The 26,585-nt window shown below is 38.1% G+C and carries 19 protein-coding genes and 1 riboswitch; of the genes, 16 read left to right on the forward strand and 3 right to left on the reverse strand.

Annotated features, from left to right (window positions below; translation table 11 throughout):
* Positions 1 to 463 precede the first annotated feature (463 nt).
* Complete coding sequence (locus CWO92_RS17265) at positions 464 to 2,704, reverse strand: sensor domain-containing protein (protein WP_101355456.1); 2,241 nt, start codon at positions 2,702 to 2,704, stop codon at positions 464 to 466.
* Between the two features lie 182 nt (positions 2,705 to 2,886).
* A riboswitch (SAM riboswitch) is annotated at positions 2,887 to 2,994 on the forward strand.
* 70 nt (positions 2,995 to 3,064) lie between these two features.
* Here CWO92_RS17265 and CWO92_RS17270 point away from each other — a divergent pair.
* The 7 genes from CWO92_RS17270 to CWO92_RS17300 all read left to right on the forward strand — a co-directional run bounded on the left by CWO92_RS17270 (position 3,065) and on the right by CWO92_RS17300 (position 14,156).
* Positions 3,065 to 4,183 (forward strand): methionine biosynthesis PLP-dependent protein, encoded by a 1,119-nt coding sequence (locus CWO92_RS17270; protein WP_101355457.1) that lies wholly within the window; start codon positions 3,065 to 3,067, stop codon positions 4,181 to 4,183.
* Between the two features lie 3 nt (positions 4,184 to 4,186).
* The gene (metC, locus tag CWO92_RS17275; protein ID WP_101355458.1) at positions 4,187 to 5,371 is read left to right on the forward strand and encodes a cystathionine beta-lyase; all 1,185 of its coding nucleotides are present in this window, start codon (positions 4,187 to 4,189) and stop codon (positions 5,369 to 5,371) included.
* 13 nt (positions 5,372 to 5,384) lie between these two features.
* Entirely contained in the window at positions 5,385 to 7,229 is a 1,845-nt protein-coding gene (locus tag CWO92_RS17280) for a bifunctional homocysteine S-methyltransferase/methylenetetrahydrofolate reductase (RefSeq protein WP_101355459.1), read from the forward strand.
* Entirely contained in the window at positions 7,210 to 10,650 is a 3,441-nt protein-coding gene (metH, locus tag CWO92_RS17285) for a methionine synthase (protein ID WP_101355460.1), read from the forward strand. The genes CWO92_RS17280 and metH overlap by 20 nt, the downstream gene beginning before the upstream one ends.
* A gap of 210 nt (positions 10,651 to 10,860) precedes the next feature.
* Positions 10,861 to 11,835: a nuclease-related domain-containing protein gene (locus tag CWO92_RS17290; protein ID WP_101355461.1), complete on the forward strand. Its 975-nt coding sequence runs from the start codon at positions 10,861 to 10,863 to the stop codon at positions 11,833 to 11,835.
* 721 nt (positions 11,836 to 12,556) lie between these two features.
* A complete protein-coding gene (locus CWO92_RS17295) occupies positions 12,557 to 13,564 on the forward strand; it encodes a C45 family autoproteolytic acyltransferase/hydrolase (RefSeq protein ID WP_101355462.1) in 1,008 nt (335 codons plus the stop codon).
* 67 nt (positions 13,565 to 13,631) lie between these two features.
* On the forward strand, positions 13,632 to 14,156 hold the full coding sequence (locus CWO92_RS17300; RefSeq protein ID WP_101355463.1) for a GNAT family N-acetyltransferase: 525 nt from the start codon (positions 13,632 to 13,634) through the stop codon (positions 14,154 to 14,156).
* Between the two features lie 27 nt (positions 14,157 to 14,183).
* On the opposite strand, the gene CWO92_RS17305 is transcribed toward CWO92_RS17300, so the two are convergent.
* Positions 14,184 to 14,825: a Spo0E family sporulation regulatory protein-aspartic acid phosphatase gene (locus CWO92_RS17305; protein ID WP_101355464.1), complete on the reverse strand. Its 642-nt coding sequence runs from the start codon at positions 14,823 to 14,825 to the stop codon at positions 14,184 to 14,186.
* A gap of 77 nt (positions 14,826 to 14,902) precedes the next feature.
* Positions 14,903 to 15,781 carry a LysR family transcriptional regulator gene (locus CWO92_RS17310; protein ID WP_101355465.1) on the reverse strand — a complete coding sequence of 293 codons (879 nt, stop codon included), beginning with the start codon at positions 15,779 to 15,781 and terminating at the stop codon, positions 14,903 to 14,905.
* A 110-nt stretch (positions 15,782 to 15,891) separates the two neighbouring features.
* Here CWO92_RS17310 and CWO92_RS17315 point away from each other — a divergent pair, with 110 nt between their 5' ends.
* The 9 genes from CWO92_RS17315 to CWO92_RS17355 all read left to right on the forward strand — a co-directional run bounded on the left by CWO92_RS17315 (position 15,892) and on the right by CWO92_RS17355 (position 26,506).
* Positions 15,892 to 16,992: a citrate synthase/methylcitrate synthase gene (locus tag CWO92_RS17315; RefSeq protein WP_101355466.1), complete on the forward strand. Its 1,101-nt coding sequence runs from the start codon at positions 15,892 to 15,894 to the stop codon at positions 16,990 to 16,992.
* Positions 16,993 to 17,355: 363 nt separating this feature from the next.
* Positions 17,356 to 17,889, forward strand: coding sequence for a dihydrofolate reductase family protein (locus CWO92_RS17320; RefSeq protein WP_101355467.1), 534 nt, complete (start codon positions 17,356 to 17,358; stop codon positions 17,887 to 17,889).
* Between the two features lie 219 nt (positions 17,890 to 18,108).
* On the forward strand, positions 18,109 to 18,870 hold the full coding sequence (locus tag CWO92_RS17325; RefSeq protein ID WP_158175516.1) for a M15 family metallopeptidase: 762 nt from the start codon (positions 18,109 to 18,111) through the stop codon (positions 18,868 to 18,870).
* Between the two features lie 483 nt (positions 18,871 to 19,353).
* A complete protein-coding gene (locus tag CWO92_RS17330; protein ID WP_101355468.1) occupies positions 19,354 to 19,932 on the forward strand; it encodes a DUF2087 domain-containing protein in 579 nt (192 codons plus the stop codon).
* Positions 19,933 to 20,632: 700 nt separating this feature from the next.
* Positions 20,633 to 22,570 carry a BglG family transcription antiterminator gene (locus CWO92_RS17335; RefSeq protein WP_101355469.1) on the forward strand — a complete coding sequence of 646 codons (1,938 nt, stop codon included), beginning with the start codon at positions 20,633 to 20,635 and terminating at the stop codon, positions 22,568 to 22,570.
* 212 nt (positions 22,571 to 22,782) lie between these two features.
* A complete protein-coding gene (locus CWO92_RS17340) occupies positions 22,783 to 23,094 on the forward strand; it encodes a PTS sugar transporter subunit IIB (protein WP_101355470.1) in 312 nt (103 codons plus the stop codon).
* A gap of 19 nt (positions 23,095 to 23,113) precedes the next feature.
* A complete protein-coding gene (celB, locus tag CWO92_RS17345) occupies positions 23,114 to 24,454 on the forward strand; it encodes a PTS cellobiose transporter subunit IIC (protein WP_101355471.1) in 1,341 nt (446 codons plus the stop codon).
* 112 nt (positions 24,455 to 24,566) lie between these two features.
* Complete coding sequence (locus CWO92_RS17350) at positions 24,567 to 24,890, forward strand: PTS sugar transporter subunit IIA (RefSeq protein ID WP_101355472.1); 324 nt, start codon at positions 24,567 to 24,569, stop codon at positions 24,888 to 24,890.
* Positions 24,891 to 25,012: 122 nt separating this feature from the next.
* Positions 25,013 to 26,506: a family 1 glycosylhydrolase gene (locus CWO92_RS17355; RefSeq protein WP_101355473.1), complete on the forward strand. Its 1,494-nt coding sequence runs from the start codon at positions 25,013 to 25,015 to the stop codon at positions 26,504 to 26,506.
* Positions 26,507 to 26,585: the final 79 nt, after the last annotated feature.

A 26,585-nucleotide genomic window follows, 5' to 3' on the forward strand; every position in this document is an offset into this window, starting at 1 on the left:
TTATTCAAGGCTTATATTATCGCCAGTTCACACCAAGGAAAGGGCTCCACCTTACATTTACAAGAAGCAGTGGAAGAAGATAAAACTGCGATTACAAGCCTCGTAAACTGTCTAGGAACGCCACGCATTTTTTCCGCCGGATACTTGATAAGCATTCAACAGGAAGAACTACCGTCTCGGAAAGTTCTCTCGAAAAAGGGAAACAACGTCTGTACAATATTCAGTACAAGAGCAAATACTCCGATTTTCACTAAGAGGTCAAGAATGGGTGAATTATGTAAAGGAGATTCATATCATTTACTCTCTATATTTCCATAATTAATGGTCTGATGCCACAAGACCTTTATACTGTTGAGAACCAATGGGAACGGAAATATCGATCCCTTAATGAAAATTATAACTAAATAATTGATATTGCTATGTCGAGGGCAAAGAGGAGAACCAGGAAAGCAGTGCCCGGTTCTTATTTTTTTAAAAAAGCTTCAATCGATTTAGAATCATGACCACTCCCATTTGCAGGAAGAGGAGGACTAAATAAATATCCTTGTGCTTCATCACAATGATTGTCTTCCAAGAATTGCAATTGTTCTGTTGTTTCCACGCCTTCTGCAATCACCCTCAATCCTAAATGATGAGCCATATCAATGATAGTAGTGACGATATTACTGTCACTGTGGCTTGTCGTAATGTCCTGTATAAAGGACTTGTCAATTTTCAATCCGTCAATGGGAAACTTTTTTAAGTAATAAAGGGAACTATATCCGGTACCGAAATCATCAATAGAAACTTTCACCCCAAGTTCTTTCAATTCATGAAGAATATTAGAAGCTAGATCCACGTCCATCGTCATACTCTCAGTAATTTCTAATTCCAAATATTTTGCAGACATCCCTGTTTCAGCTAAGATGCTTGATACCATGGAAATTAAATTCTGTTGATAAAATTGGCGGGTTGATAGGTTTACAGAAATAGATATTGGAGGATACCCTTGATCCTGCCAGCTTTTATTTTGCCGGCATGCCTCGCGCAATATCCACTCACCAATAGGAATAATTAAGCCTGTTTCCTCTAAAATGGAGATAAATTTCATTGGAGGTACCATACCTTTTGGGTGCTGCCAACGTAATAACGCTTCGACACCAACTAGCTGTTTCGAAGCAATGTCTATCTTAGGCTGATAATATAGAATAAATTGTTCTGCCTCCAGTGCTTTATACAACTCATTTTGAATCTTTAGTTTTTCATATGATTCTTTTTCAAGCATAGGATTATATAGATAATAATTATTTTTTCCGAGCTCCTTTGCTTTGTACATGGCAATATCCGCTTTTAACAATAATTCTTCTGCAGATTTACTATGCCATGGAAAAAAGGAGATTCCGATGCTGGGAGTTATATAAAGTTCATTTTGGTCCACTTTGAAGGGGTATCTTAAAGAATCGATAATTGTTTCCGCGATATTTTGTGCTTCTAAATTTGTCACATTTTCGAGCAATATCGTGAATTCATCACCGCCTTGTCTTGATAGAGTATCTTGCTCCCGAAGACATTTTTTTAAGCGCCTTGTTACTTCGATTAACAAATGGTCTCCGGTAGAATGGCCTAAAGTGTCATTAATCAGTTTAAATCGGTCAAGATCTAAATAAATAACTCCAACAGTAAAATTTCCTTTCTCCGCTTTTTGTAGTGCTTCGTTTAGACGTTTTTTGAAAAGTCTACGATTTGGCAGACTTGTGAGTGGGTCATGAAAAGCCATAAATTCAATTTGGTCCTCAGCCAACTTTTGCTTTGTAATATCCTTGATAATGCCGTAAACACCGACAATTTTGTTTTCTACACGGATCGGGATATTTGTTGCTTGCAGGAATACTACGTGACCATCCTTATGATAAATAGAGCTTTCATATGTCTGAGGATCCCCATTTGCGGCTTTTTGGAAAGAGATAGCGGTTTTTTCAAAATCTTCTGTTGTGATAATTTCTGAAAAATTCATTTTAGAAAGCTCTTCATTGGAATACCCGGAAATAACTGAACAGATTGGATTTAAACTAACAAAGTTCCCATCCATGTCAAGAGAAAGAATGGCATCCGGATTATATTGAAATAGGGAGCGATAGCGTTGCTCGCTTTTGGATAATTTTCTTTCCATTTCTTTTCGTGCTGTTATATCTTTTGCAATTCCTATTAATCCAATAATTTCACCGTTCATAATGGGAACAGTGGAAATTAGGACCTCTATACATTTATTGTTTTTTGAATGAATTTTAGCTTCAAATTTTTGAGGAGTCCCGTGTAAGCATTTATTTATATACAGTTGCGCTTTCTCCTTATCCTCTTTTACGAGCCAAAAGTCAAAATAAGAAAGGACTATTTCTTCTTTTGAAAAACCAGTTATTTGCTCTCCAATTGGATTAATACTTGTAAAGCAACCTCTTGAATCTAAGGAAAAAATAATATCGAGACTATATTTAAAAAGTGACTCATATTGTAAAATAGTTTGGTTTAAATTTTTTTCTAATTCAAAATCTACACGTTTATTACGAATATGAAGAAAAATGCAGATACCATACACGCCATTGATGATAATGCTGATAAAAAGATGTATCTCTGCCAGTTTCCCTTTTATGAAAAAAAACATAATCGATAATATGAAATTTATCACGAGTAAAATGAATAGTAAAAAACTCATTTTTGATATTTTCATGTATATTCCCCTTTGTATAATGACAATTCATTTCTTTTTACTATTGGCATTTACAGGTTGGACTATGCCGCTGAGTAGTTACTTTCTACTCGAATCGTTTAAATTTTTTCTTGCCTTATGGATTTTATTATTGTAAATTGTTAAGTAAGTTAGGAAATTTCTAAATTATAACTAAATACGAAATCTTATCCAGAGAGGTAGAGGGACTGGCCCGATGATGCCTCAGCAACCGTCAATTTTTATTGAAATGGTGCTAATTCCAGCAGGTATATTTGCCTGAAAGATAAGAAGAATGTGATGCATTTTTGAGGACTTCTTCTTATGAAGTCCTTTTTATTTTTGTATATAGGAGGCTTTTTCATGACAAATCAGCATATTGAAACAGAGCTTGTACAGATTGGCAATCGCAGTGAGCAGCAAACGGGTGCGGTAAATCCGCCAGTATACTTTTCAACAGCCTATCGTCATGAAGGAATAGGGATTTCCACAGGCTTCGAGTATTCACGTACAAAAAATCCGACACGTGCGTTATTGGAGGATGGTTTTGCCAAACTGGAGGTGGGGGAGCAAGGTTTTGCCTGTAGTTCGGGGATGGCAGCGATCCAACTTGTGCTATCCCTTTTTCGTCAAAATGAAGAGATTATTGCATCGGATGATTTATACGGAGGAACCTATCGATTACTTCAGCAATATTCGGAAAGCTATGGCATTCATACGCAATTTATTGATTTAAATAATGTTGAAAAGTTGGAGTCTGCTATATCAAGAAAGACAAGGGCGATTTTAGTAGAAACACCAACCAATCCTTTGATGATTGAAACAGATATTCAGGCAATTGCCGCTATTGCCAGAAAACATCATCTGCTTCTCGTAGTAGACAATACCTTTTTGACACCATATTTGCAAAAACCATTAACACTTGGAGCAGACATTGTCGTTCATAGTGCAACTAAATATATAGGCGGTCATAACGATGTTCTAGCCGGACTTGTAGTGGCAAAAGGTGCCGATATTTGCGAAAAGTTAAGCGCCTACCATAATGGAGCCGGTGCAGTATTATCACCTTTTGATTCATGGCTGTTGATTCGCGGATTAAAGACATTATCCCTCAGAATGGAGCGCCACCAGGAAAATGCGAAGAAATTAGCGGAGTTTTTACGCGATCGGCCTGAGGTTGAGAATGTTCTTTATCCAAATAAAGGTGGAATGCTTTCTTTCCGATTACAGAAGCCGGAATGGGTGCCGTTATTTTTGAAGAATCTACAGTTAATCACTTTTGCAGAAAGCTTAGGTGGAGTAGAGAGTTTTATAACCTATCCGGCTACACAAACACATGCGGATATTCCAGAGGAAGTACGTGTTAGTCGCGGTGTTTGCAACAAATTACTGCGATTTTCAGTGGGGCTTGAACATGTTGATGATTTGATAGGTGATTTAAAGCAAGCATTTGCAAAAATTGTGCAGGAGGAGCTGGTGTGAAAAATGGCAAGTCTCCGTGAGTTTGATACAAAACTTGTACATCAAAACACATATGTGGATAAAGTAACTGGTGCAGTAAATCCGCCTATCCATTATTCGTCCACCTTTCATCAAACAGCCTTTGATCAATTTGGAGCATTTGATTATAGTCGGTCAGGCAATCCGACCAGAAAAGTGCTGGAGGACACTATTGCTGATTTAGAGGGTGGAACAAATGGGTTTGCATTTTCATCCGGAATGGCTGCAATTTCATCTGTATTTATGCTCCTTTCGGCAGGTGACCATGTTTTAATCTCACAAGATGTATATGGCGGAACATATAGAATCGTTACTGAAGTTTTAACGAGATTCCAAATAGAGCATACTTTTGTCGATATGACAAATTTAGATGAGGTGACAAAAGGGATTCAGTCGAACACCAAGGTTTTATATGTAGAAACTCCATCCAATCCGCTATTGCATATTACGGACCTTAAAGGAGTTATCGAAATAGCAAGAGCAAATGGATGTTTAGTCTTTGTGGATAATACCTTTATGACTCCTTACCTGCAGAGGCCATTAGAACTTGGTGCGGATATTGTTCTACATAGTGCAACGAAATTTTTATCAGGGCACAGCGATGTTGTAGCAGGTCTTGCGGTCGTGAAAGATGCTGAACTTGCTCAAAAGGTTGGATTTTTACAAAATGCATTTGGCTCTATTTTGGGGGTGCAGGATTGCTGGCTGTTATTAAGAGGAATGAAAACATTAAGTGTCAGGCTGCAGCAATCCGCAAAGACTGCCGAGAAACTGACGGATTATTTAGTTAAACATCCACTTGTTGAGGAAGTTTATTACCCAGGATTAACATCTCATCCCGGATACGCTACCCACCATTCACAGGCAAAAGGAGCCGGTGCCGTCCTTTCCTTTCGCTTGCCAGATAGAGAATGCACAAAAGCATTTGTCGAGAATGTGCGGATTCCTGTTTTTGCTGTTAGTTTAGGTGCTGTGGAGTCAATTCTCTCTTATCCTGCCACGATGTCTCACGCTGCAATGCCTAAGGAAGAACGTGAAAGAAGAGGGATTACAGACGGAGTCCTACGTTTATCAGTTGGTCTTGAACATGTAGATGATTTATTGTTGGATTTTGAACAGGCACTTGGAAAAGCATTGCTTGTAAAAAAGGAGACTGTCAACCATTCATAAAAGGAGTGATTGCATGAATTTACTAGATAGGCTAAAAGACTCGATATTAGTTGCCGATGGTGCAATGGGAACGCTTCTTTACTCGTACGGAAAAGATACATGCTATGAAGAATTTAATTTATCTCATAGCGATGATATCTATAATATTCATCAAGCTTATATTCAAGCGGGGGCACAGGTTATTCAGACCAATACTTATGGCGCCAATTATTATAAATTAAGTCAATACGGATTGGAGGAGCAGGTAAAAGCTATCAATATAGAGGCAGTGCGAATTGCGAAGCAGGCAGCAAACAAAGGTACTTATATACTCGGTTCCATGGGTGGGTACCGCGGTTTTCGAAAGGCGGACATTACGCTGGCTGAAATTAAGCGGAGCTTCCGGGAACAGCTTTTTCATCTTCTTCATGAAGGGATAGATGGGATATTGCTGGAGACCTATTATGATGCAGAGGAGCTCTTTGCCGTTGTGGAGATTGCAAAGGATGAAGCGAATGTACCAGTTATTGCGCAATTTTCTTTGTTAGAACCGGAAGTTTTGCAAAATGGGTCCTTTGTTAAGGATGGATTGCAGCGATTAGAGGAACTTGGAGCGGATATTGTTGGATTGAATTGTCGATTAGGTCCACATCATATGATCCAATCCTTTGAACAAATACCATTGCCGAACAGGTCATTTTTATCCGCATATCCGAATGCAAGCTTGCTAGATTATGAGGATGGCAGATATGTTTTTACAAAAAATGCAGAGTACTTTAGAAGCTGTTCTGTACGGCTCGTAGAACAAGGAGTGAGGCTGATAGGGGGCTGTTGCGGTACGACACCTGAACATATTAAGGCCATTGCGGAAGGAGTTCGCGGACTACAGCCTGTGACAGAAAAACAAGTGAAGCCTGTGCGACCAACGGTAGAAGTACTCGCGTCCCGAATCGATAAAGAACCTCCACTTCATCAAATTGTTAAAGAACGGACCTCTATCATTGTAGAGCTGGATACTCCTAAGCATTTACAAACAGAATCCTTTTTTACTGGGGCTAACCGATTGAAAGAAGCAGGCATTGATGCACTAACAATGGCCGATAATTCATTAGCCTCACCGCGTATTAGCAATACTGCAATGGCTACCATTTTAAAGGAACAGCACGGCATACGCCCGCTTGTTCATATTACCTGCCGGGACCGAAACCTAATCGGGCTCCAGTCACATTTAATGGGGCTTGACGCATTGGGAATTAATCAGGTTTTGGCAGTGACAGGAGATCCTTCAAAAATTGGTGACTTCCCAGGGGCAACCTCTGTCTATGATCTGTCTTCTATGAATCTGATTTCAATGATGAAACAGTTTAACGAAGGAATTTCCTATTCCGGAAAAACGTTAGGCAGGAAAACCTCCTTTTCTGTAGCCGCAGCATTTAATCCAAATGTACGTAATTTAGATAGAGCTGTTTCCCGTTTGGAGAAGAAGGTTCAAAGTGGGGCAGATTACTTCATTACCCAGCCGCTTTTTAATGAGAAACAAATGGAAGAGGTCTATGAATCTACCAAACATATGAAAGTACCAATTTATATTGGCATCATGCCATTAACAAGCTATCGCAACGCAAGTTTCCTTCACCATGAGGTTCCTGGTATTACATTAACTGAGCAAATTCTAAGGGTGATGGAAAGAGTCCAGGATGACCCCATTCAGGCAACAAGAGAAAGTATAGCCATTTCAAAATCCTTGGTTGATACTGCCTTGAAATACTTTAAGGGAATTTATTTGATTACACCATTTACTCGTTATGATTTAACAGTCGATTGTGTAAATTATGTACACGCAAAGGAGAAGCTTGTCCATGGCACGAACGTTATTTGAACAGCAACTGGAACGAAAAATTCTTATATTGGATGGTGCGATGGGTACCATGATTCAAGGAAAGCAGTTGGAGGCGGAAGACTTTGGCGGTGAGGAGTATGAGGGATGTAATGAGTACTTATCGCTAACATCTCCTCGTGTTATTACTGATATTCATCGTGCGTATTTGCAGGCAGGCGCTGATATTATTGAGACAAATACATTCGGTGCGACTAATATTGTTCTGGATGAATACGGTCTTGGGCATTTAGCGGAGGAAATAAATTTACAGGCCGCCCAATTGGCGAAACAAGCAGCAGATGAGTTTTCTACAGAAGAATGGCCACGGTTTGTTGCTGGTTCAATGGGACCGACCACAAAGACATTATCCGTTACAGGTGGCGCGACTTTTGATCAGTTGAAGCATGCTTACTTGGAGCAAACGAAAGGATTGTTACGTGGGGGTGTAGATGTTCTTTTACTAGAAACGTCCCAGGATTTATTAAACGTAAAAGCTGCATATTTAGGGATTTGTGCTGCTTTTGAAGATGTCGGTGTGAAGGTACCGTTAATGATTTCCGGTACGATTGAGCCGATGGGTACGACACTAGCTGGGCAAAGCATTGAAGCGTTTTATATTTCCGTGGAACATATGAACCCTGTAGCGGTCGGATTGAACTGTGCAACTGGTCCTGAATTTATGTCTGATCATATTCGTGCTTTGGCTAGCTTAGCGACGACTGCTGTTAGTTGTTATCCGAATGCGGGACTTCCGGATGAAGAAGGTCATTATCATGAATCACCAGAAATGCTTTCTGCCAAAATCCGCGGATTTGCAGAGAAGGGCTGGTTGAATATTGCCGGCGGCTGCTGTGGGACGACACCAGAGCATATTAAAGCGCTGAAGGAGGCATTAAAGGATGTAGCTCCTAGAATTCCAAATAAAGCGCACCCACACGCCGTATCCGGAATTGAGCCCTTTATTTATGAAGATCAAAGCGTCCGACCACTTTTTGTAGGAGAAAGAACGAATGTGATTGGATCACGGAAATTTAAAGGACTGATTGCAGAAGGAAAGTACGAGGAAGCAAGTGAGATAGCACGTTCTCAGGTGAAAAATGGTGCCCATATCATAGATATTTGTTTAGCAGATCCGGACCGAGAAGAAATCGAGGACATGGAACAATTTATCCAACAGGTGGTGAAAAAGGTAAAAGTTCCGTTGATGATCGATTCCACGGATGAAGCAGTAATCGAAAAAGCCTTTACCTACTGCCAAGGAAAAAATATTATTAACTCTATTAATCTTGAAAATGGGGAAGAACGATTTGAAAAAGTAACCCCTCTTCTTCATCAATTCGGCGGAGCAGTAGTGGTTGGAACAATCGACGAGGTGGGGATGGGGGTAACTGCGGAGCGGAAATTAGAGATTGCCTTGCGTTCCCATGATTTGCTTGTCCGCAAATATGGGGTTCAGCCAAGTGATATTATTTTTGATCCGCTTGTTTTTCCAGCCGGTACAGGGGATGAGCAGTATTTTCGCGCAGCAAAGGAAACCGTGGATGGAATTCGCTTGATTAAAGAAAGGCTTCCTGAGTGTCAAACGATTCTAGGAGTCAGCAATGTCTCGTTTGGATTGCCTCCTGCAGGACGCGAGGTCTTGAACTCAGTTTTCTTATATCACTGTACAAAAGCTGGTTTGGATTATGCAATTGTAAATACCGAAAAGCTGGAGCGTTTTGCCTCAATACCAGTGGAAGAGGTTCAGATGGCCGAACGGCTATTATTTGAGACGAGCGATGAAGCGTTAGCGGTTTTTACAGAGTTTTACCGCGGGAAACAGAAAGAGAAGAAAGTAGCTGCTCAAACTCTAAGTCTAGCGGAACGGCTGGCTAATTATGTGGTGGAGGGAACGAAAGAGGGATTGCTGGATGATCTCAAGCAGGCGCTAGCAGAATATCCATCCCCTTTGGCAATAATTAATGGTCCATTGATGGATGGAATGTCCGAAGTTGGCAGGCTCTTTAATGATAATCAGCTGATCGTTGCGGAGGTGTTACAAAGTGCAGAAGTGATGAAAACATCTGTATCTTTCTTAGAGCCCTTTATGGAGAAAAGCGTGGAATCAAGTTCGAAGGGGAAAGTGCTGCTCGCAACGGTTAAAGGAGATGTTCATGATATCGGGAAAAACCTCGTCGATATTATCTTATCCAATAACGGCTTTAAAGTCGTCGACCTAGGGATTAAAGTGGCGCCGGCTGATTTAATTGCAGCTGTCAGAAGGGAAAAGCCGGATGTGGTTGGGTTGTCCGGGTTGCTTGTGAAATCCGCACAACAAATGGTTCTAACTGCACAAGATTTACGAGAAGCTGGCATTGACCTTCCCATTTTAGTTGGCGGAGCAGCACTTTCGAGGAAATTTACCATCAATAAAATTGTGCCTGAATATAATGGTCTTGTTGTATATGCAAAGGACGCAATGGATGGATTATCTTTAGCGAATCGTGTATTGGATACGGGAGAACGTGAGGCTTTATGGGAGGAACAAAGGGAGCGGCAAGTAAAACAGGCGGAAATTCAGCAAAAGCTGATTAGGCAAGAACGAAAACTAGCGGTTGGTTCACCAATTTCAAAGGATGTTCCTGTATTCGTGCCTACTGACTTAAAGGAGCATATTTTACGAAATTATTCAGTAGCACATATTGAGCCTTATGTGAATATGCAAATGCTTCTTGGTCACCATTTGGGTCTGAAGGGGAGAGTGGCAAGGCTTTTAGCAGAACAGGATGAAAAGGCTATAAAATTGAAAGAGCAGGTAGATGAATTGTTGATGCGTGCAAAATCGGATCGCTTGATAGAGCCTTCTGCCATATATCGTTTCTTTCCAGCCCAGTCCGACGGAAATGATGTAATAATATATGATCCTGAGAATCCTGGTAAGGAAATTGAGAGATTTATCTTTCCGCGTCAAGAACAGGCACCGTACCTATGCCTGGCTGATTACTTGAAATCAATGGATAGCGGCGAAATGGATTATGTCGGTATGTTTGCTGTTACGGCCGGTAAAAACATTCGTGAATTTGCATCTGCGTTGAAAAGGCAAGGTGATTACTTACAAAGTCATGCATTGCAAGCATTGGCACTAGAGCTGGCGGAAGGATTTGCTGAAAGAGTTCACCAGCTTCTGCGCGACCAATGGGGATTTCCAGATGCACCAGATTTTACGATGCAGCAGCGTTTTGCGGCAAAATACCAAGGGCAGCGCTTTTCGTTCGGGTACCCAGCATGCCCAAATTTAGAGGACCAAGCAAAATTATTCCGATTATTACAGCCAGAGAAGATTGGCTTGCAATTAACAGAAGGATTTATGATGGAACCAGAGGCATCGGTGACAGCTATTGTATTTGCTCATCCGGAGGCAAGGTATTTTAACGTTTTGTAGATGTTGGTTTGCCCCTTTTTTTAAAAAAAAGGGGTTATTTACGTTTGGCTGAATTGTTGCTATTTTTGGCTGAATTATGATATAAATTGGCCGAATTATTATCGAAAACGGCTGAATTATGTCTAAAAGTAGCTGAATTATTTTTTTATATGCAGGATTTTTACATCTGAGAAGAGAAATTACCTATAAAAACCAAAAGGGAGTGATATTTTGATTGTAAAAGCAAAGAAAATAGAAGCCGAGATATCAGCTTTGCAGGCATTATTAAGAAGGTTGCACAAAAGTCATCAAAAACGAACACAAATGGAGAAGGATTTGTCAAAAAGGCTGGCAGGATTTAAAGGTGAGCAATCAATGGAGTATTATTTATCGTTTCTCCCCAAAGATTATTACCTCATTTTTCATCATCTTAGACTGCAAGGTGATCAACATCATTTTCAAATGGATATTTTCATTCTTTCCCCAGCATTTTTTCTCATTCTTGAAATAAAACATATTTCTGGAAAAGTCATCTTTGATAAAGATTCTAGTCAATTAATCAGAGAGAACAATGAAGAAGTAGAGATTTACTCCGATCCAGTACTACAAGTTAACCACCAGAGGTTCCAACTAATTAAGTGGCTCGAACAAAGAAAGTTTCAACCAATTCCGATTGAAACATTAGTGGTCATGACAAACCCTTCATCCTTTATTCAATTCACACCCAATAGCTCTAGCTATAAACATACAGTTATTCGAAGCGCTAATTTCATAGCTAAAATGAATGCTTTAAGTCAAAAACATAAAGAAGAAAAATTAACTAAAAAAGAACTCCGTAAACTCTCCAAGCTATTAATAAGACACCATATTCCTAAACATATTAATGTTCTTCACCAATATAATATAGTAAAATCTGAAATTTCAACGGGAGTTCATTGTCCTGAATGCTTCTTTATACCGCTAGATAGAAAAGGAAGGAAGTGGTACTGTCCGAAATGCAAGATGTTCTCGAAAATTGCTTATATTGCGAGCTTAAAGGACTACTGTCTTTTGTTTCAACCTACCATTACTAATCTGGAGGCAAGAACATTCCTACAAATTACATCTGAGTCGACTACTCGTAAGCTTTTAATGGAAATGAACCTTCCGCATTCAGGCACAACAAAAGGACGAGTATATCATCTTTATTTTGATGATTGGGATTGATTAAATTTCCCCTTGACCCTCAAGGAGCTTTAAGGTGTAACTTATGATAAAAGGGGATGTGATGGAATGGATGTCAATCGATGCTTTCTCCAAAAGGAGCTTGCGATGTTATGAATCATCTGAAAAGGGATGAGATAAACGATTATCGCTATTAATCTCAGAATGATATAGAAACCGTTAGATTCAGACTAGCTTGTATTCGGATCAAGGATATTCAGCAATATCTACTGGAAACAGAATCATGATGGCTAACAACGTTGAAGAAGTAAATTCTAAATACCGGTATTCGTTATCTAGAAACAGCTTTTTCAAGGAACAAATATATTCTATAGAAAAAGAAGCTGCAAAAAATTATTTGGTTTAGGGAGGAATCGGCCATTGGGAGATTTGGAAGCTCTTCTCTGAAGAGAAAAGAAGAATTAGAGGAGCAAATGGTATTAATAAAAATCGGCTATTGAAAGTATTTAACAAGAAAGTTCAAAGCATTAGTAGGATTCGGTGTGCCGGAAAATATAGTTCTCAAAATGGATTTGATAGAGCATATGCCTTCATGCCTATGATTGCAATGCCATTCACATTCGAAATTTCTCAGATAAAGAAGGGCTATCATTTCGCATTTAGAATATAATTTTGTTCCAATTCGTTCTATATTAGAAGGGTAGCTGCTACAAAATGTTGATATATTATTACCTGTCATTCAGTTAAAAGAGGAGGGAAGTAGATGAGTCAAATACAGGAATTAGTCGTAAACGTATTAGATTTAAGGGGAAGCTTTTATCAAATTGGTTTAAAACAGGGTCAAGAAATATTGAATATTACGCCGCAAATAATGCTAGACAAAGATACCATTAATACAGCTGAATACCTTTTGAAAAAATTTTCGCCGCATCTATTGGAGGAACTGGAAGGCTTAGCGGAGGGAACAGGTTTGCCGCTTACTACAGTTATAAGTACATTTAGCGGTTACGATGTGCCTTTTCCTAACATGGGTTGTTCTACCTTAGTGAAGGATTCGTATTATGTACGCAATTATGATTTTAGTCCGGATTTATATGATGCAAGACTTGTGTTTGTACAGCCTGCTACGGGGTTTGCGAGTGTAGGATTTAGTCAGCAAATAATTGGCAGGTTGGATGGTATGAATGAAAAAGGGCTTGTTATTGGTCTGCATTTTGTAAATCAAGAGCATAAGCAACCGGGGTTTCTTGCAACCACAATCGTTAGAATGGTTTTAGACCAATGTAAAACTACCTCAGAAGCCATTGACCTTTTGCGGAAGATTCCTCACGGATATTGCTATAATTATTCACTTACCGATATACATGGACACAGCGTCATTATGGAAGCTTCTCCACAGCATCAGGAGGTGAGTCCATCTTCAGCTATTGCTTGTACTAACCATTTTGAAACGAACACCTTGCAATGTAAAAATCAAGAATATATTCAAAAGTCAATCGAACGAAAGAGATATTTACAAACATTAATAAAGGAGGATCTCTTACCCGAAGAAGTATTTTATCGTTTTAATCATCATCATTCCCCTTTATTCTTCCAAGATTATAAAGATTATTTTGGCACCCTTCACACAGTTCTTTATTCCCCACTGGATCTATCAGTCATGGTTAGTATTGGAGGCAAAAGTAATCCGTTGACTTTTTCCTTTAAGGAATGGCTTAACGGTACTCTAAATCTGCCTAGTAAAATAACCGGAATTCTTACCCACAATTAATTTTCTATATTCATCCATATTTCTGTATGGTAAACTAGTTTCAATTTATATATGGGAGGGCATGAACATGGAAAGTGAAGTAAGACTGGTTAGGCCAACTACTAGGTTAAGAAAAGAGTATCTATCTTTCTATCAGGAGTGGTTAGATAGCGGTGAAGATATGGTGCCTTGGGTGATTAGCAAAGACCCGAGTGATTTCGAAGCGATGGTCCGATCCTTATTAGATGCTGAAAAAGGTGAAAATATTCCAGAAAATTGGGTGCCGGACTCTACTTACTGGCTTGTTCATGAAGATAGTAGAGTAATAGGTGCAGTAAATATTCGCCATAGCTTAACAGAAAAGCTGTTGAATACAGGTGGTCATATTGGCTATGGGATTCGTTCATCGGAAAGAAGGAAAGGATATGCAACGAAACTGCTCGCCTTATCATTGGAAAAAGCAAAGGAACTGGGAATTTCCAAAGTTCTTGTAACATGTGATGAAAGTAATATTGGATCCGCGAAGACCATTATAAACAATGGCGGTGTAGAAGATGATAGATTTGTAGAAGAAGACGGGAATGTGGTTAGACGGTTTTGGATTGGAAACTAAAAGGCTCAGGTTCCAAGTACCTGAGCTTCAGCCTACAATTTTAAACTGTCCTCCATTGCTTTTATCGAGTATCTTCACGTTCAAAGATTGATTAAATTTCTTTGATAGCCCTTGGATAAGTCCATGGTTGAAAGCAGAAGAATAATTCGGAGTATGGCAAAATAAGACGGCTTCATTTTTAATGTCCATAAAAGGTAAATATTCGCCGATATAGTCGGGGCTTTTATGATTTAGGTGAAAAATAAAGTCTAGATGCTTTAAAGCTTCATGAACGCTTTGAATTTCTTTTGGAAAAACAGCATGTATAGGGGTAGATTCCCCAATAAATTCTTCTATTTCCGGGCCATAGTATTCTACCATTGCGTGTAACAGAGTATGGGCAAAGTCAAAGTTAATCCATTGAGCTTTTTTTAATACTTGTTTATTTAATTCAAATGGGAGATTAAGCTTTTCATCTGATATTAGCTGAAAAATATTAAGTAAGACATTAACATGAATTTTTGCCTGATTTGTTTGCATGTTATGAAGTGTACCGTTTATTTTAGCATGATAATTCATAAACCGCTCTAATTCCTGACTAATGGTAAGGGTTTCTTCCGCAGATAATCCTACAAGTCCGATGGTTTCATAAAGCTGGTTGCGTTTAAATTCAATGATATTTTTAATCATCCGTATCTTCCTTCTGTTCTTGCATCATCTTTCCCTATTATACAGTAAAATAAATTTTTTGAACATTTGATTTGGGACTAGAAACGGAACTGCCCTAAGAACTCGAGGAATTTCATTTCTTTTGGATGCTCGTATTTTAATACAGCATAGGTTTTTGAAACTGGCATGTTGATAAAATGGCATGGTGCCTCCAGTAGTCTCCCTTCTAATAACTCCCTGCGGACCGTAGAGGACGGCAAAAATGAGATGCCTAAACCTTCAATAATAAAACGTTTTGTTACATTAACTTGAGAAACAGCCATGGTTCGTAATTCAGGCACAACTGCACGAACGGAACGAAGTAACTGATCCCAATATTCGGGATGGTTGTGTGTTATTAGGTAATTTTTTTGAAGTAGCTCCTCTGCATCCAATGGCGGAGCAGTCTCACTGTCTTTTCCATCATGAGGGACTATTAAAACAACAGGATCATCGTACAAAGGACGGCATATCAAATCTGAATTCTTCGTATGCTGATTTGACAGCCCTAAATCAACGTCACCGTTTAAAACGGCGTCTGCAATAAATTCAGAATCTGCCACTTGCACATTAATTTCAATTTCTGGGTGTAAGGTCATATAGCGTTTTAAAACAAATGGCATAATCGTCTCTGCTATCAGAGGGGAAATGGATAATGTAAGCTTTTGATTAAATCCTTGCCGAAATCGATTTAAATCGGACATTCCAGATTCATAAACTCCTAGAAGCCTTTGCGCATATGGTAGGAATCTCCTTCCATCCTCTGTTAAGATAACTTTTCTGCCATCACGCTGAAACAATGCACTCCCGATTTCTTCTTCTAGCAGCTTTATTTGAACCGTGACAGTTGGCTGTGATATAAAGAGCTCTTCAGCTGTTTTTCGAAAGTTCTCATACTTGGCTGCAGCAATAAATGTGCGAATCCATTTTAGATCCATGCTTTCAGCTCCTAATTATAATTATTAATTGAATTGATAAAAATAATTTAATTTTTTTTATCAATTATACCACGTAAAATAAATGTATAAATACGAAGGTGGGAATGAAAATGATTCAACATGGATTAAAAGGGGTTATTGCTGCTGAGACAGCGATTAGTTATATTAATGGGGAAAAGGGACATTTAGTATACAGAGGTTATGAGGCGAGGGAAATTGCCATCCATTACAATTTCGTAGAGGCAGCCTATTTACTATGGCATGGAAAATTGCCATCATCCGAAGAAGCGAACCAATTAGATCAACAGTTGAAAAAGAATAGAGAACTGCCTCCTTATATAGAAACCATTATTCAACACCTTCCGAACAATATGGAACTAATGGGAGTCTTGAGAACAGCGATTTCTGCAATGGGGGATGAAAGCTACAACTGGAAACCGACCATTGAACAAGCAATCAAGCTGACGGCTATTATGCCGACAATTATTGCTTATTGGAAACGTAAAAAGAATGGGTTAGAGCCAATTAAACCAAATTCGGAATATGGTCATGTTGAGAATTACTTGTATATGCTGACAGGAGAAAGACCATCAGAGGTACATGTAAAAGCATTGGAAACCTATATGATATTAACATTAGAGCACGGTATGAATGCATCCACTTTTTCTGCAAGGGTTACAGCTTCTACTGAATCCGATATGGCCTCTGCAATAACATCGGCAATTGGAACCATGAAAGGGCCGCTACATGGCGGGGCTCCATCAGACGTAACTAAAATGTTGAATGAAATTGGCAAAAAGGAAAATGCAGAAAACTGGTTGCGCAACAAATTGGAACATGGTGATCGTATCATGGGATTTGGTCATCGAGTATATAAAACAAAGGACCCGAGAGCAATAGCTCTAAGGGAAAAGGCATTAGAAGTCGGAAAAAATGATCCTTGGCTTGCGTTAGCATTACATGTCGAGGAAACTGCTATTCGTTTATTAGAGGAATATAAACCAGGCAGGAAACTTTATACGAATGTAGAATTTTTTGCTGCCGCTGTTATGCGTTCTATTGCTATGGATGACGAGCTTTTTACACCAACCTTTACAGCAAGTAGGGTGGTTGGCTGGACTGCACATATATTAGAACAGGCAGAACATAATGTCTTATTCAGACCAGAATCGCAATACATTGGAAAACTTCCTGAAATGCAAGAGATTTAAACCTCAAGAAAAAGATTGCTGTCAGCAGTCTTTTTTTGATTACGCTCTGTTAAAAATATTGTTTATATATGAAAAAATTGATGAAAAGCAAGTTATTATAAGGCTTGACCCGTATTCAAAATCAGTAACTTTCATTCTCGGATAAAAGGTGTGCCACAAAATATTTCGACATTTACCCTTGGTTTTGGTTCCTAGATAGTCGCAGTAATGAAAGCACAAAGTAACATATTACTGAGCTTATGCTAAGATGGTGTGTATTGGAAATGACTGACACCTATGCACGTTTACTACTATCAAAACGTGTAGTTCTTATTCAGCCAATGGAATAATGGAATATTCTTTCTAAAACAGAGGGGAGATACTATGGGGAATAAACGAAAATTAGTACTATTTATTTCAACAAGTTTAGACGGGTATATAGCTACAAAAGATGAATCTCTTGATTGGCTTTTTAAAGTAGACGGTGAAGGAGACAACGGTTATTCTGAATTTTATGAAACGGTAGACACGATTTTATTTGGTAAAAGGACCTATGATTGGGTAATGAAACAAGGTATAAAAGAACTCCCATATAAACACAAAGAGTGTTATGTATTTACAAGTTCTCCTCTTGATGATAAGGAGGATGTAAAATTTGTTAATGAAGATGCGATTAGTTTCACCAATAAACTTATAAATCAAGAAGGGAGAAACATTTGGGTTGTTGGCGGGAGAGAATTGTTACATTCTTTTATAAAAGTTAAATTGGTTGATGAATTCATCATTAAGGTTGCTCCAATTTTACTTGGATCAGGAATTCCTCTGTTTAAAGAGGGAGGTTACCAATTAAACCTCTCATTGAAAGGTGTAAGGAACTTCAATCAATTTGTTGAACTACACTATGTAGTTAAAAAGTAAAGGCACACAAGAACGAGGGAAACCTAAAAAATGGTATCCCCTAATCGTAATTATCAGCATTAAAATTTAGCAGTTGACTAAAATATGACTGCCATTTTGCAGCTTCTTTAATAGTATCTATTCGACTCCAAGAATGTCGAAAGTTGCGATATTCTTTTTGTAACTTTTTAACGCATCAATGCGTCTTAAAGAGTGACTGGAAAAAAAGGGGATTGGGAGGTGAAAAAGCTAGGCGTTATTTTCATTAGCTGTACCCTCCTAATGATGGGGTGCAGTGTTCAATCAAATGCTGTCAGTGAGTCAAAGATATCTAGAGTGATTACCATTCCGGATAAAAAGATAAATTTAGAAGTATTTACAGTAACTAAAACTACAAAAACAAACGCCATCCACACTGTTGGAAATCCCACTTCCATGACTGTGATGGTGAATAAAACAAATGCTTTGCCAAAAGGCTACCGTCCAAAAGATTTGAAACGGCCAAAGGTAAAATTTCTATTCGGTAATCAGAATCTTGAAAAGGCATTATTAAGAAAACCGGCTGCAACCGCATTAGAGAAAATGTTCAAGGCAGCGGCCGCACAAAAAATAACGCTCTACGGGGCATCTGGATTTCGTTCTTATGAAACACAGGATGCCCTCTTTAAAAGAGAAGTGGCACAATATGGCCGCAAAAAGGCAGAAATGGCTGTAGCATTTCCGGGAACAAGTGAGCATCAAACCGGACTTGCAATCGACATTACTGCTGCAAGTGTACAATACCATACCGTAGAAAAGTTCGCTAAAACCAAAGAGGGAATATGGCTTGCCAAACATGCCCACGAATATGGATTTATATTGCGGTATCCGAAAGGAAAAGAGAAGATAACGAAGTATGAATTTGAACCATGGCATTTCCGTTATGTTGGAGTTAAAATAGCGACTACTATCTATAAAAAACATATTATGTTGGAAGAATATTATAGTAAATCAGGGGTCTAGCTTATACAAAAGGCTAACCCGCAGAGGTGATTCTAATGGGAGTCGCTTCTGCGGGTCAGCGTTTAGAGCAAGGTAACATCATACCTTAAGGCTAGACAAAGACTTCCCTAATTATCCTAATCTAAAAACGATAAAGGCCCTATCTAAAAGGTAGGGCTTTTATCATCGAGAGAGGAACTCTGGGATCTAGGCATTAGTTGAAGTGGTCGCGATAGTCGGCATTATTACCATTTTTACTAGAGGACGAAAGCGTAAATAAAGTTCCCGTTCTAGGTAGGCAAGGGTTCAATCGGTCACAATCGTACAAGTATTGTACCCATTTTCCTGCATTGTAAGCTAAAACAGGCACAATAAATCCATTAATTTTTTTCCCTTGAATCAAATCAAAAAGTTTTTAAAATATTCCCCTAATAAACTATTGATTTTTAAATATAATTTGATTATCATCTAATTAGATAAATATTAAAGTAGGTGCGCTTTTATATGCAATTAAACAAAATAGTGGAATTTCATAAGGCGTTGGGGGATCTTACTCGAATTAAAATCATTGCTCTTCTTCAGCAAGGTCCTTTGCACGGTCAGGCGATAGCCGGAAAGCTTGGACTAAAGCCTCCAACCATCACACATCATATTGCAAAGTTAAGAGAGGTTGGGTTAATAAAAGAACGGAGAGATAAAAACACCATTTATTTTTCATTAAACACGAAGATTTTAGAAACAAGTGCCAAAGCTATTTTAACAGTTGGAACAGGGGGGGAATCTAATATGGAAATGTCTGTAACGGAAGAGGAACGCGCATCGATAATTAATAACTTCTTCACGAAGGATGGTAAGCTAAAGAATTACCCTGCGCAACGCAAGAAAAAACTCGTTGTTCTTTCTTATATGGCAAAGGGGTTAGAATTTGGCAAGGTGTATCCGGAAAAGGAAATTAACGAGTATTTAAAACAGTTTCATGAGGATTATGCAACGTTGAGACGCGAGCTTATTATGTGTCAATATATGTACAGAGAAAATAACCAATATGAATTAAACCCTGTTGAATTATGGTGGCTAAAGTAAGTTAGGCTATCAACAGTATATTTGATGAAAAATACGTTCGAATTGAACTGTTATCTGACTTTATAGTGCCTGAGTTGTTATGTATTTCAACAGGAATTATTGTAATAATGAAAGGATGCTATTGCACTCGAAGAATTAAATAATAATTCATAGTTGTATTCCTGTCCATAACAAATTCATGAATGGGAATACCTTTTTTAGTTAAAAATTTTCCCCATTTCCTGTTTTTATTTGTTCAGCTAGAGTAATACCTCTTCTATCCGAGAATCAAGGCAGATGTTTCCCAATGTCATCTAAACAAATAGTGGAATACATCGCTGTTGAAAATCTGATAGAAAGCAATTCCTCTTCTTTGATTCCTACCTTTTTAATATCAGCCGGGTTTTGCTCCTCCCATCATGGATGAGGATGTAATACATATACTGCTTAGGGTGAAAAATACTTGACCTAATCCTGGTTGTTCCCATATTAATTCCCATTACTAACTTTCTTGCCGTGTTTTCGCTTCCGTTTTCCAAGTTTCCTTTTGTGATTTACCTTTTACTAATATTTGAGTCAATAGAATTTGTGCAGGATTCCAAGCATAGCCGTCTTATTTTATTTCTTTATCACTCAAGTCCTGTTATATTTATTTTGGAGTCAGGGGTGCGACCTGTGAACAAACTAACTAATAACATTAGTGCAACACTTAAGAGGGTGAATGGATAAATTGGTATCAAAGCGGCAAAAAGATATCGTGTTATCTTTAATGGAAGAAAAAGAACCTGTTACAGCTGAATGGATGGCAAAAGAGCTTGGTGTGAGTGACAGAACCATTCGCAATGAGATTAAAGAACTTCAATCACATAGCGCATCATTAGGACTTGAAATAATGTCGGTCCGTGGAAAAGGATATCTATTAGAAATCAAGGATTATGAAGTGTTTGAAAGAGAATTTAGTCCCAGAGCAAATGAAGCAATAAATGAAAATCAATCTGTTTTTACCGACCATGAAAATCGCGTTTTGTATATTTTAAAACGTTTCCTATTAGAAAAGGAACCAATAAAATTAGAAAGTCTTGAAGAGGAGCTATTTGTTTCCAAGCCGATCGTACAAAGTGAATTAAAAATGGTACGTGAAATACTGGATAATTATGATTTGAAGCTAGTTTCCAGACCGCATTATGGAACACAGGTCGAAGGAGACGAATATATGAAGCGGCTCTGTTTTTCAAATTATATTTTAAGTCGAAACGGCAACTTAAACATCGATAGCCAATCCTTTAAATTATTGGACCAAGTACTATTTAACAAAGTTAAGAAAATTATCATAAGAAAAGTGAAGGAATACAGAATTGAGATTTCTGACATTGCCCTTGAAAATTTAGCAACCCATATCACAATTGGCTGTAAGAGAATTGATGAAGGTTTTGTGATTGAAAATCTTCAGCACGATATAACAGGAAAATATCCCTTTGAAAGAATTGTTGCCAATGAAATTGTAAAAGAAGTAGAAGAAATAACCGGTTTAGCATTTCCTGAAGCAGAAATTGATTATATTGTTGTCCATCTTTTAGGGACAAAATTAATTCAAAAGAATACGCTAAATGAATTTAGTAAATTTGATGAATTAGGCACTATCATTCACTGTATGCTGGAAAGACTGAAAACCGAATTAAATTGGGATTTCTATAATGATCTTGAATTCATCCAGGCTTTGACTTTGCATATTCGGCCTGCCATGAACCGGTTACGTTATAACTTGAATATTCGCAATCCATTATTAGATGAGATTAAAAGGAAATATCCTAGTGCATTTGAGGGAGCTGCCATTGCAAGCAGATGCATGGAAGAATATTTGAATATTGAGGTAGGAGAACACGAAATAGCGTATATTGCCTTACATATCGGTGTGGCATTGGAAAGAATGAAGACAATGCAGAAGCAGACAAAACGGGTGATGGTAGTGTGTGCTTCCGGTGTTGGAAGTGCAAAGCTGTTGTATTATCGGTTGAAAAATGAATTTAAAGATGATATTGATATTGTGGCTACCACGAATTACTATCAATTAGATGAATATGACCTATCCTCGATAGATTTTATTATTAGTACGGTTCCAATCAAGGAGGATATTGGTGTTCCTGTACAGGTCGTCAATACATTTTTGGGGGAAAGAGATATTGCATTGATCAGACAGGGCATATCGTCTGCCATATCAAGTGATCAAGAGCGCTATCTAGATGAATCTAGGGTATTTATTCATAAGGAATTTGAGGATAAGGAAAGTGTCATTCGCTTTATGTGTGAGAAGTTATACGAACAAAAGTTAGTATCGAAAGATTATGTACATTCGGTGTTGGAAAGGGAGGTTGTCGCACCAACGTGCTTTGGTAATCTTGTCGCGATTCCTCACCCACTTACACCGGTAACAGAGGAAACCTTTTGGACCGTGTGTACGCTAAAGAAGCCAATTGAATGGGCAGATAAAAATATGGTTCAATTTATTTGTTTATTAAATATAAGAAGGGTACCTAATGGTGACCTGGAAAGAATGTATAAAAGGCTAATTGCCATAATTGAAAGCAGTACTACAGTCCAAAAAATTCTAAAGAGTGAATCCGCAGATGAAATTATCAAGATTCTTAATCAATCTATTTGAGGTATTCCAATGGGATACCTTTTTTTAGTGCTGTTCTATTAGAAAAATGAATGGATTTTCCGTTACTAACGGAAAAAACCTTTCTGCAATTTTAAACGCTTTCAAATTAAACTATAAACATAAAGTGATCGATGCACTTTAAAACGGTGGCCAACAATAATTGGCATAATGTTTTTTAAAATATCTTTTAACCATTATAGGGGGAATTACTAATGAATATTTTACTATGTTGTGCAGCAGGTATGAGTACAAGTTTACTAGTATCTAAGATGGAAAAAGCAGCACAGGAGCAAGGTATAGATGCAAAAATTTGGGCGGTTGCCTCCAATCAAGTTAACTTAAACATTGACGAGGCGGATGTTCTTCTTTTAGGACCGCAAGTACGCTTCTTATTACCTAAAATGAAACAGTTAGGTGAAGAAAAGGGTATTCCGGTGGATGCAATCAATCCGGTTCACTATGGTATGTGTAATGGACAAGAAGTATTAAAAACAGCAATAAATATGATAGATAACAACAAGTAAGGAAAAAGGGGAAAAACATATGAATAAGTTCAATCGCTTTCTGGAAGAGAAAGTCATGCCTGTTGCAGCAAAAATTGGCGGGCAAAGACACTTATTAGCTCTAAGGGATGGTATTATTGCGACAATGCCATTCATTGTCATTGGTTCATTTTTCATGATCTTGGCTAACCTGCCAATTCCTGGGTATGCAGATTGGATGACATCTATTTTTGGTCCAACCTGGTCTGCTAAATTAAACTATCCAGTGGATGCAACGTTTAATATCATGTCGCTTATTGCTTCTTTCGCAGTTGCTTACCGATTAGCAGAAACCTATAAGGTCGATGCGATGAGTGCAGGAACCATATCAGTGGCAGCTTTCTTGTTATCAACACCATTTAGTTTCAATTTTACTCCAGTTGATGCTGAAACAGGGGTAATGGTAACCGGTGCGATATCGAAGGCTTTCCTAAGCAGTAAAGGTTTATTCGTTGCATTGCTTATTGGTATATTATCTACGGAAATTTATCGTTGGGTTGTTAAAAGGAATATTGTTATTAAATTGCCATCAAGCGTACCATCAAGTGTTGGTAAATCTTTTGCAGCTTTAATTCCAGGATTTCTGGTACTATTTGTAATTTGGGTAATTCGCTTACTTGTTGAACTAACTCCATATGAAAATATTAACAACTTATTTATGACAGTTTTGGGTGAACCACTAAAATTGGTAGGGCTTACTCTTGGAGGAACAATTGTTGCAGAATTATTCGTAACGATACTGTGGGCTTGTGGATTACACGGAACGAACATTGTTAAAGGTGTAATGGAACCAATATGGTATGGTGCTATGGGTGACAATATGACGGCATATCAAGCTCATGAACCTCTACCACACATTGTTACACAACAGTTCTTTGATAACTTCATCCACATTGGTGGAACAGGTGTAACATTTGGTTTAGTTCTTTCAATGGTATTGTTTGCAAAATCTCAACAAATGAAACAACTTGGTCGTTTGACCCTTGCTCCAGGTATCTTTAATATTAACGAGCCAGTCATCTTTGGTTTACCAATTGTGTTAAATCCAATCATGATTATTCCATTCGTTCTTACTTCCATCGTTACAGTCATTGTAACTTTCCTTGGAATGGATATGGGATTAGTTGCAAAACCAGTAGGTATTGCCGTACCTTGGACAATGCCGCCAGTTATCTCGGGTTATCTTGCTTCCGGTGGACATCTTTCCGGAGCTGTTATGAATATCGTAAACATTTTAATTTCATTCTTCATCTATCTTCCATTCTTCAAAATATATGATAGGGCCAAGAAACGAGAAGAGGATGCAATGAATGCAGCAGAATTGAAAGAAAATATTTTGTAAGAAAGTGACAGGGCCTAAGTATTACTAGTACTGTCTTTACACTTACTTTTATCATTAAACAAATTGGAAAAGAAATGCTCTTTCCTAGTAAACAAATGAAAGGCTGTTTAACATGAATAATAAAGAAGAACTTTACAATCTTGCATTTCAATTAATCCTACATGCAGGAAATGCAAAAAGCCTGTCAATGGAAGCGATGTATGCAGCCAAAGAAGGCAATTTTACTGAGGCAGAAACGAAACTAACGGAAGCAGATTCTGCCTTCAATGAAGCGCATCATGTTCAAACGGATCTAATTCAAAAAGAAGCAAATGGTGAGAAATTTGATCTCCCACTTATGATGGTTCATGCTCAAGACCATTTGATGACTTCCATGACCCTTAAAGATTTGGCAAAAGAAATCATCGATTTGCACAAACTTATCAAAAAGGTATAGAAACAATAATTGAAAGAATGTTCGTCTTCTTTAAAAAAGCCCGACTTATTTTGGGCTTTTTTTAATCAAGGTTATTTTAGACCTGATTTTAACAATTATATGGAGAAAGGAAATGAACTTTAATGAAAAAGACATTCCCAGAAAATTTCTTATGGGGTGGAGCTACAGCTGCAAACCAATATGAAGGAGGATACAATAAAGGCGGAAGAGGGCTTGCAACAAGTGACTTCATAACAAATGGTTCTACAGACCATCCACGAAAGATTACAATCAAGTTGAAAGATGGCACAATAACGACGGTGAACCGGCGACCTACTGGGGACCCAAAAATTGATAACATACCAGAAGGTGCATCGGGCTATATTGATGAAAACGTTTATTATCCAAGCCATAAAGCCGTTGATTTCTACCATCATTATAAAGAGGATATTGCTCTTTATGGAGAATTGGGGCTTAAGTGTTTCCGGTTATCTATTAGTTGGTCCCGTATATTTCCAAAGGGTGGAATTGAGGGGGAACAGCCAAATGAGGAAGGGTTAAAATTTTACGAAGATGTATTTAGGGAATGTAAAAAATATGGTATTGAACCATTAGTCACATTGTATCATTTTGAAACTCCTGCTTATTTGGCTGAACATTTTAATGGTTGGGGTGGCCGTGAGACAATCAATTGTTTTTTAAGAATGTGCAATGAGGTCTTTACAAGGTATAAGGACTTAGTTAAGTATTGGATCACCATTAACGAAATTAATGTATTAAATGGATACGCCTTTATGGGAACAAGGGAGGCAACCGCGCAGGTACGTTATCAAGCAAAACATCATATGTTTGTTGCGAGTGCCCTTGCCAATAAGCTATGTCATGAGATAATTCCAGTTGCAAAGATTGGCTGTATGGTTGCATTAAGCTGCATCTACCCCAAGGATTGTAAACCGGAAAATGTATTTGGTGCTTTGGATTATCGAAGAGGAGCATTGATTTATTCTGATATTATGATGAGGGGATATTATCCATCTTACGCAGACCGCTTTTTTGAAGAGATGGGAGTAACTATAAACATGGAACCAGGAGATGAAGAAATAATTAGGGCGAATCCTTCTGATTTTTTATCATTTAGTTATTATCGCAGTAGTGTATATCATACTGAAATCATTCAGAATACAGATACCGGCGGACAAATGGGGGATGCAAATCCTTTCTTAGAAAAAACAGAGTGGGGTTGGGCAATTGACCCTGTAGGGTTAAGATACACCTTATCAGAACTTTATGACCGGTATCAAAAACCTCTTTTTATTGTTGAAAACGGAATGGGAACAATTGATAAGCCAGATGAAAATGGATATGTGGAGGATGATTATCGGATTCGATATTTCCGAGATCATATTGCAGAAATGAAAAAGGCGGTTACTTTAGACGGAGTTGACTTGATGGGGTATACACCTTGGGGATGCATTGACTTAGTTTCAGCAGGTACTGGTGAAATGAAAAAAAGATATGGTTTTATTTATGTAGATATGGACGACGAAGGAAACGGAACATTAAAAAGAACAAAGAAAAAATCATTTGATTGGTATAAGAAAGTGATTGCAACTAACGGAGAAGATCTTAGTTTTTAAAATAAATTTCAAGATTAACTAACATAAGACTTGTGTTTGAGGGCCCACAGATATGGAGTTACAATACTTGTTGTTGGGA

This window comes from Heyndrickxia camelliae (assembly GCF_002844575.1).
Lineage (GTDB): Bacteria > Bacillota > Bacilli > Bacillales > Bacillaceae_C > Margalitia > Margalitia camelliae.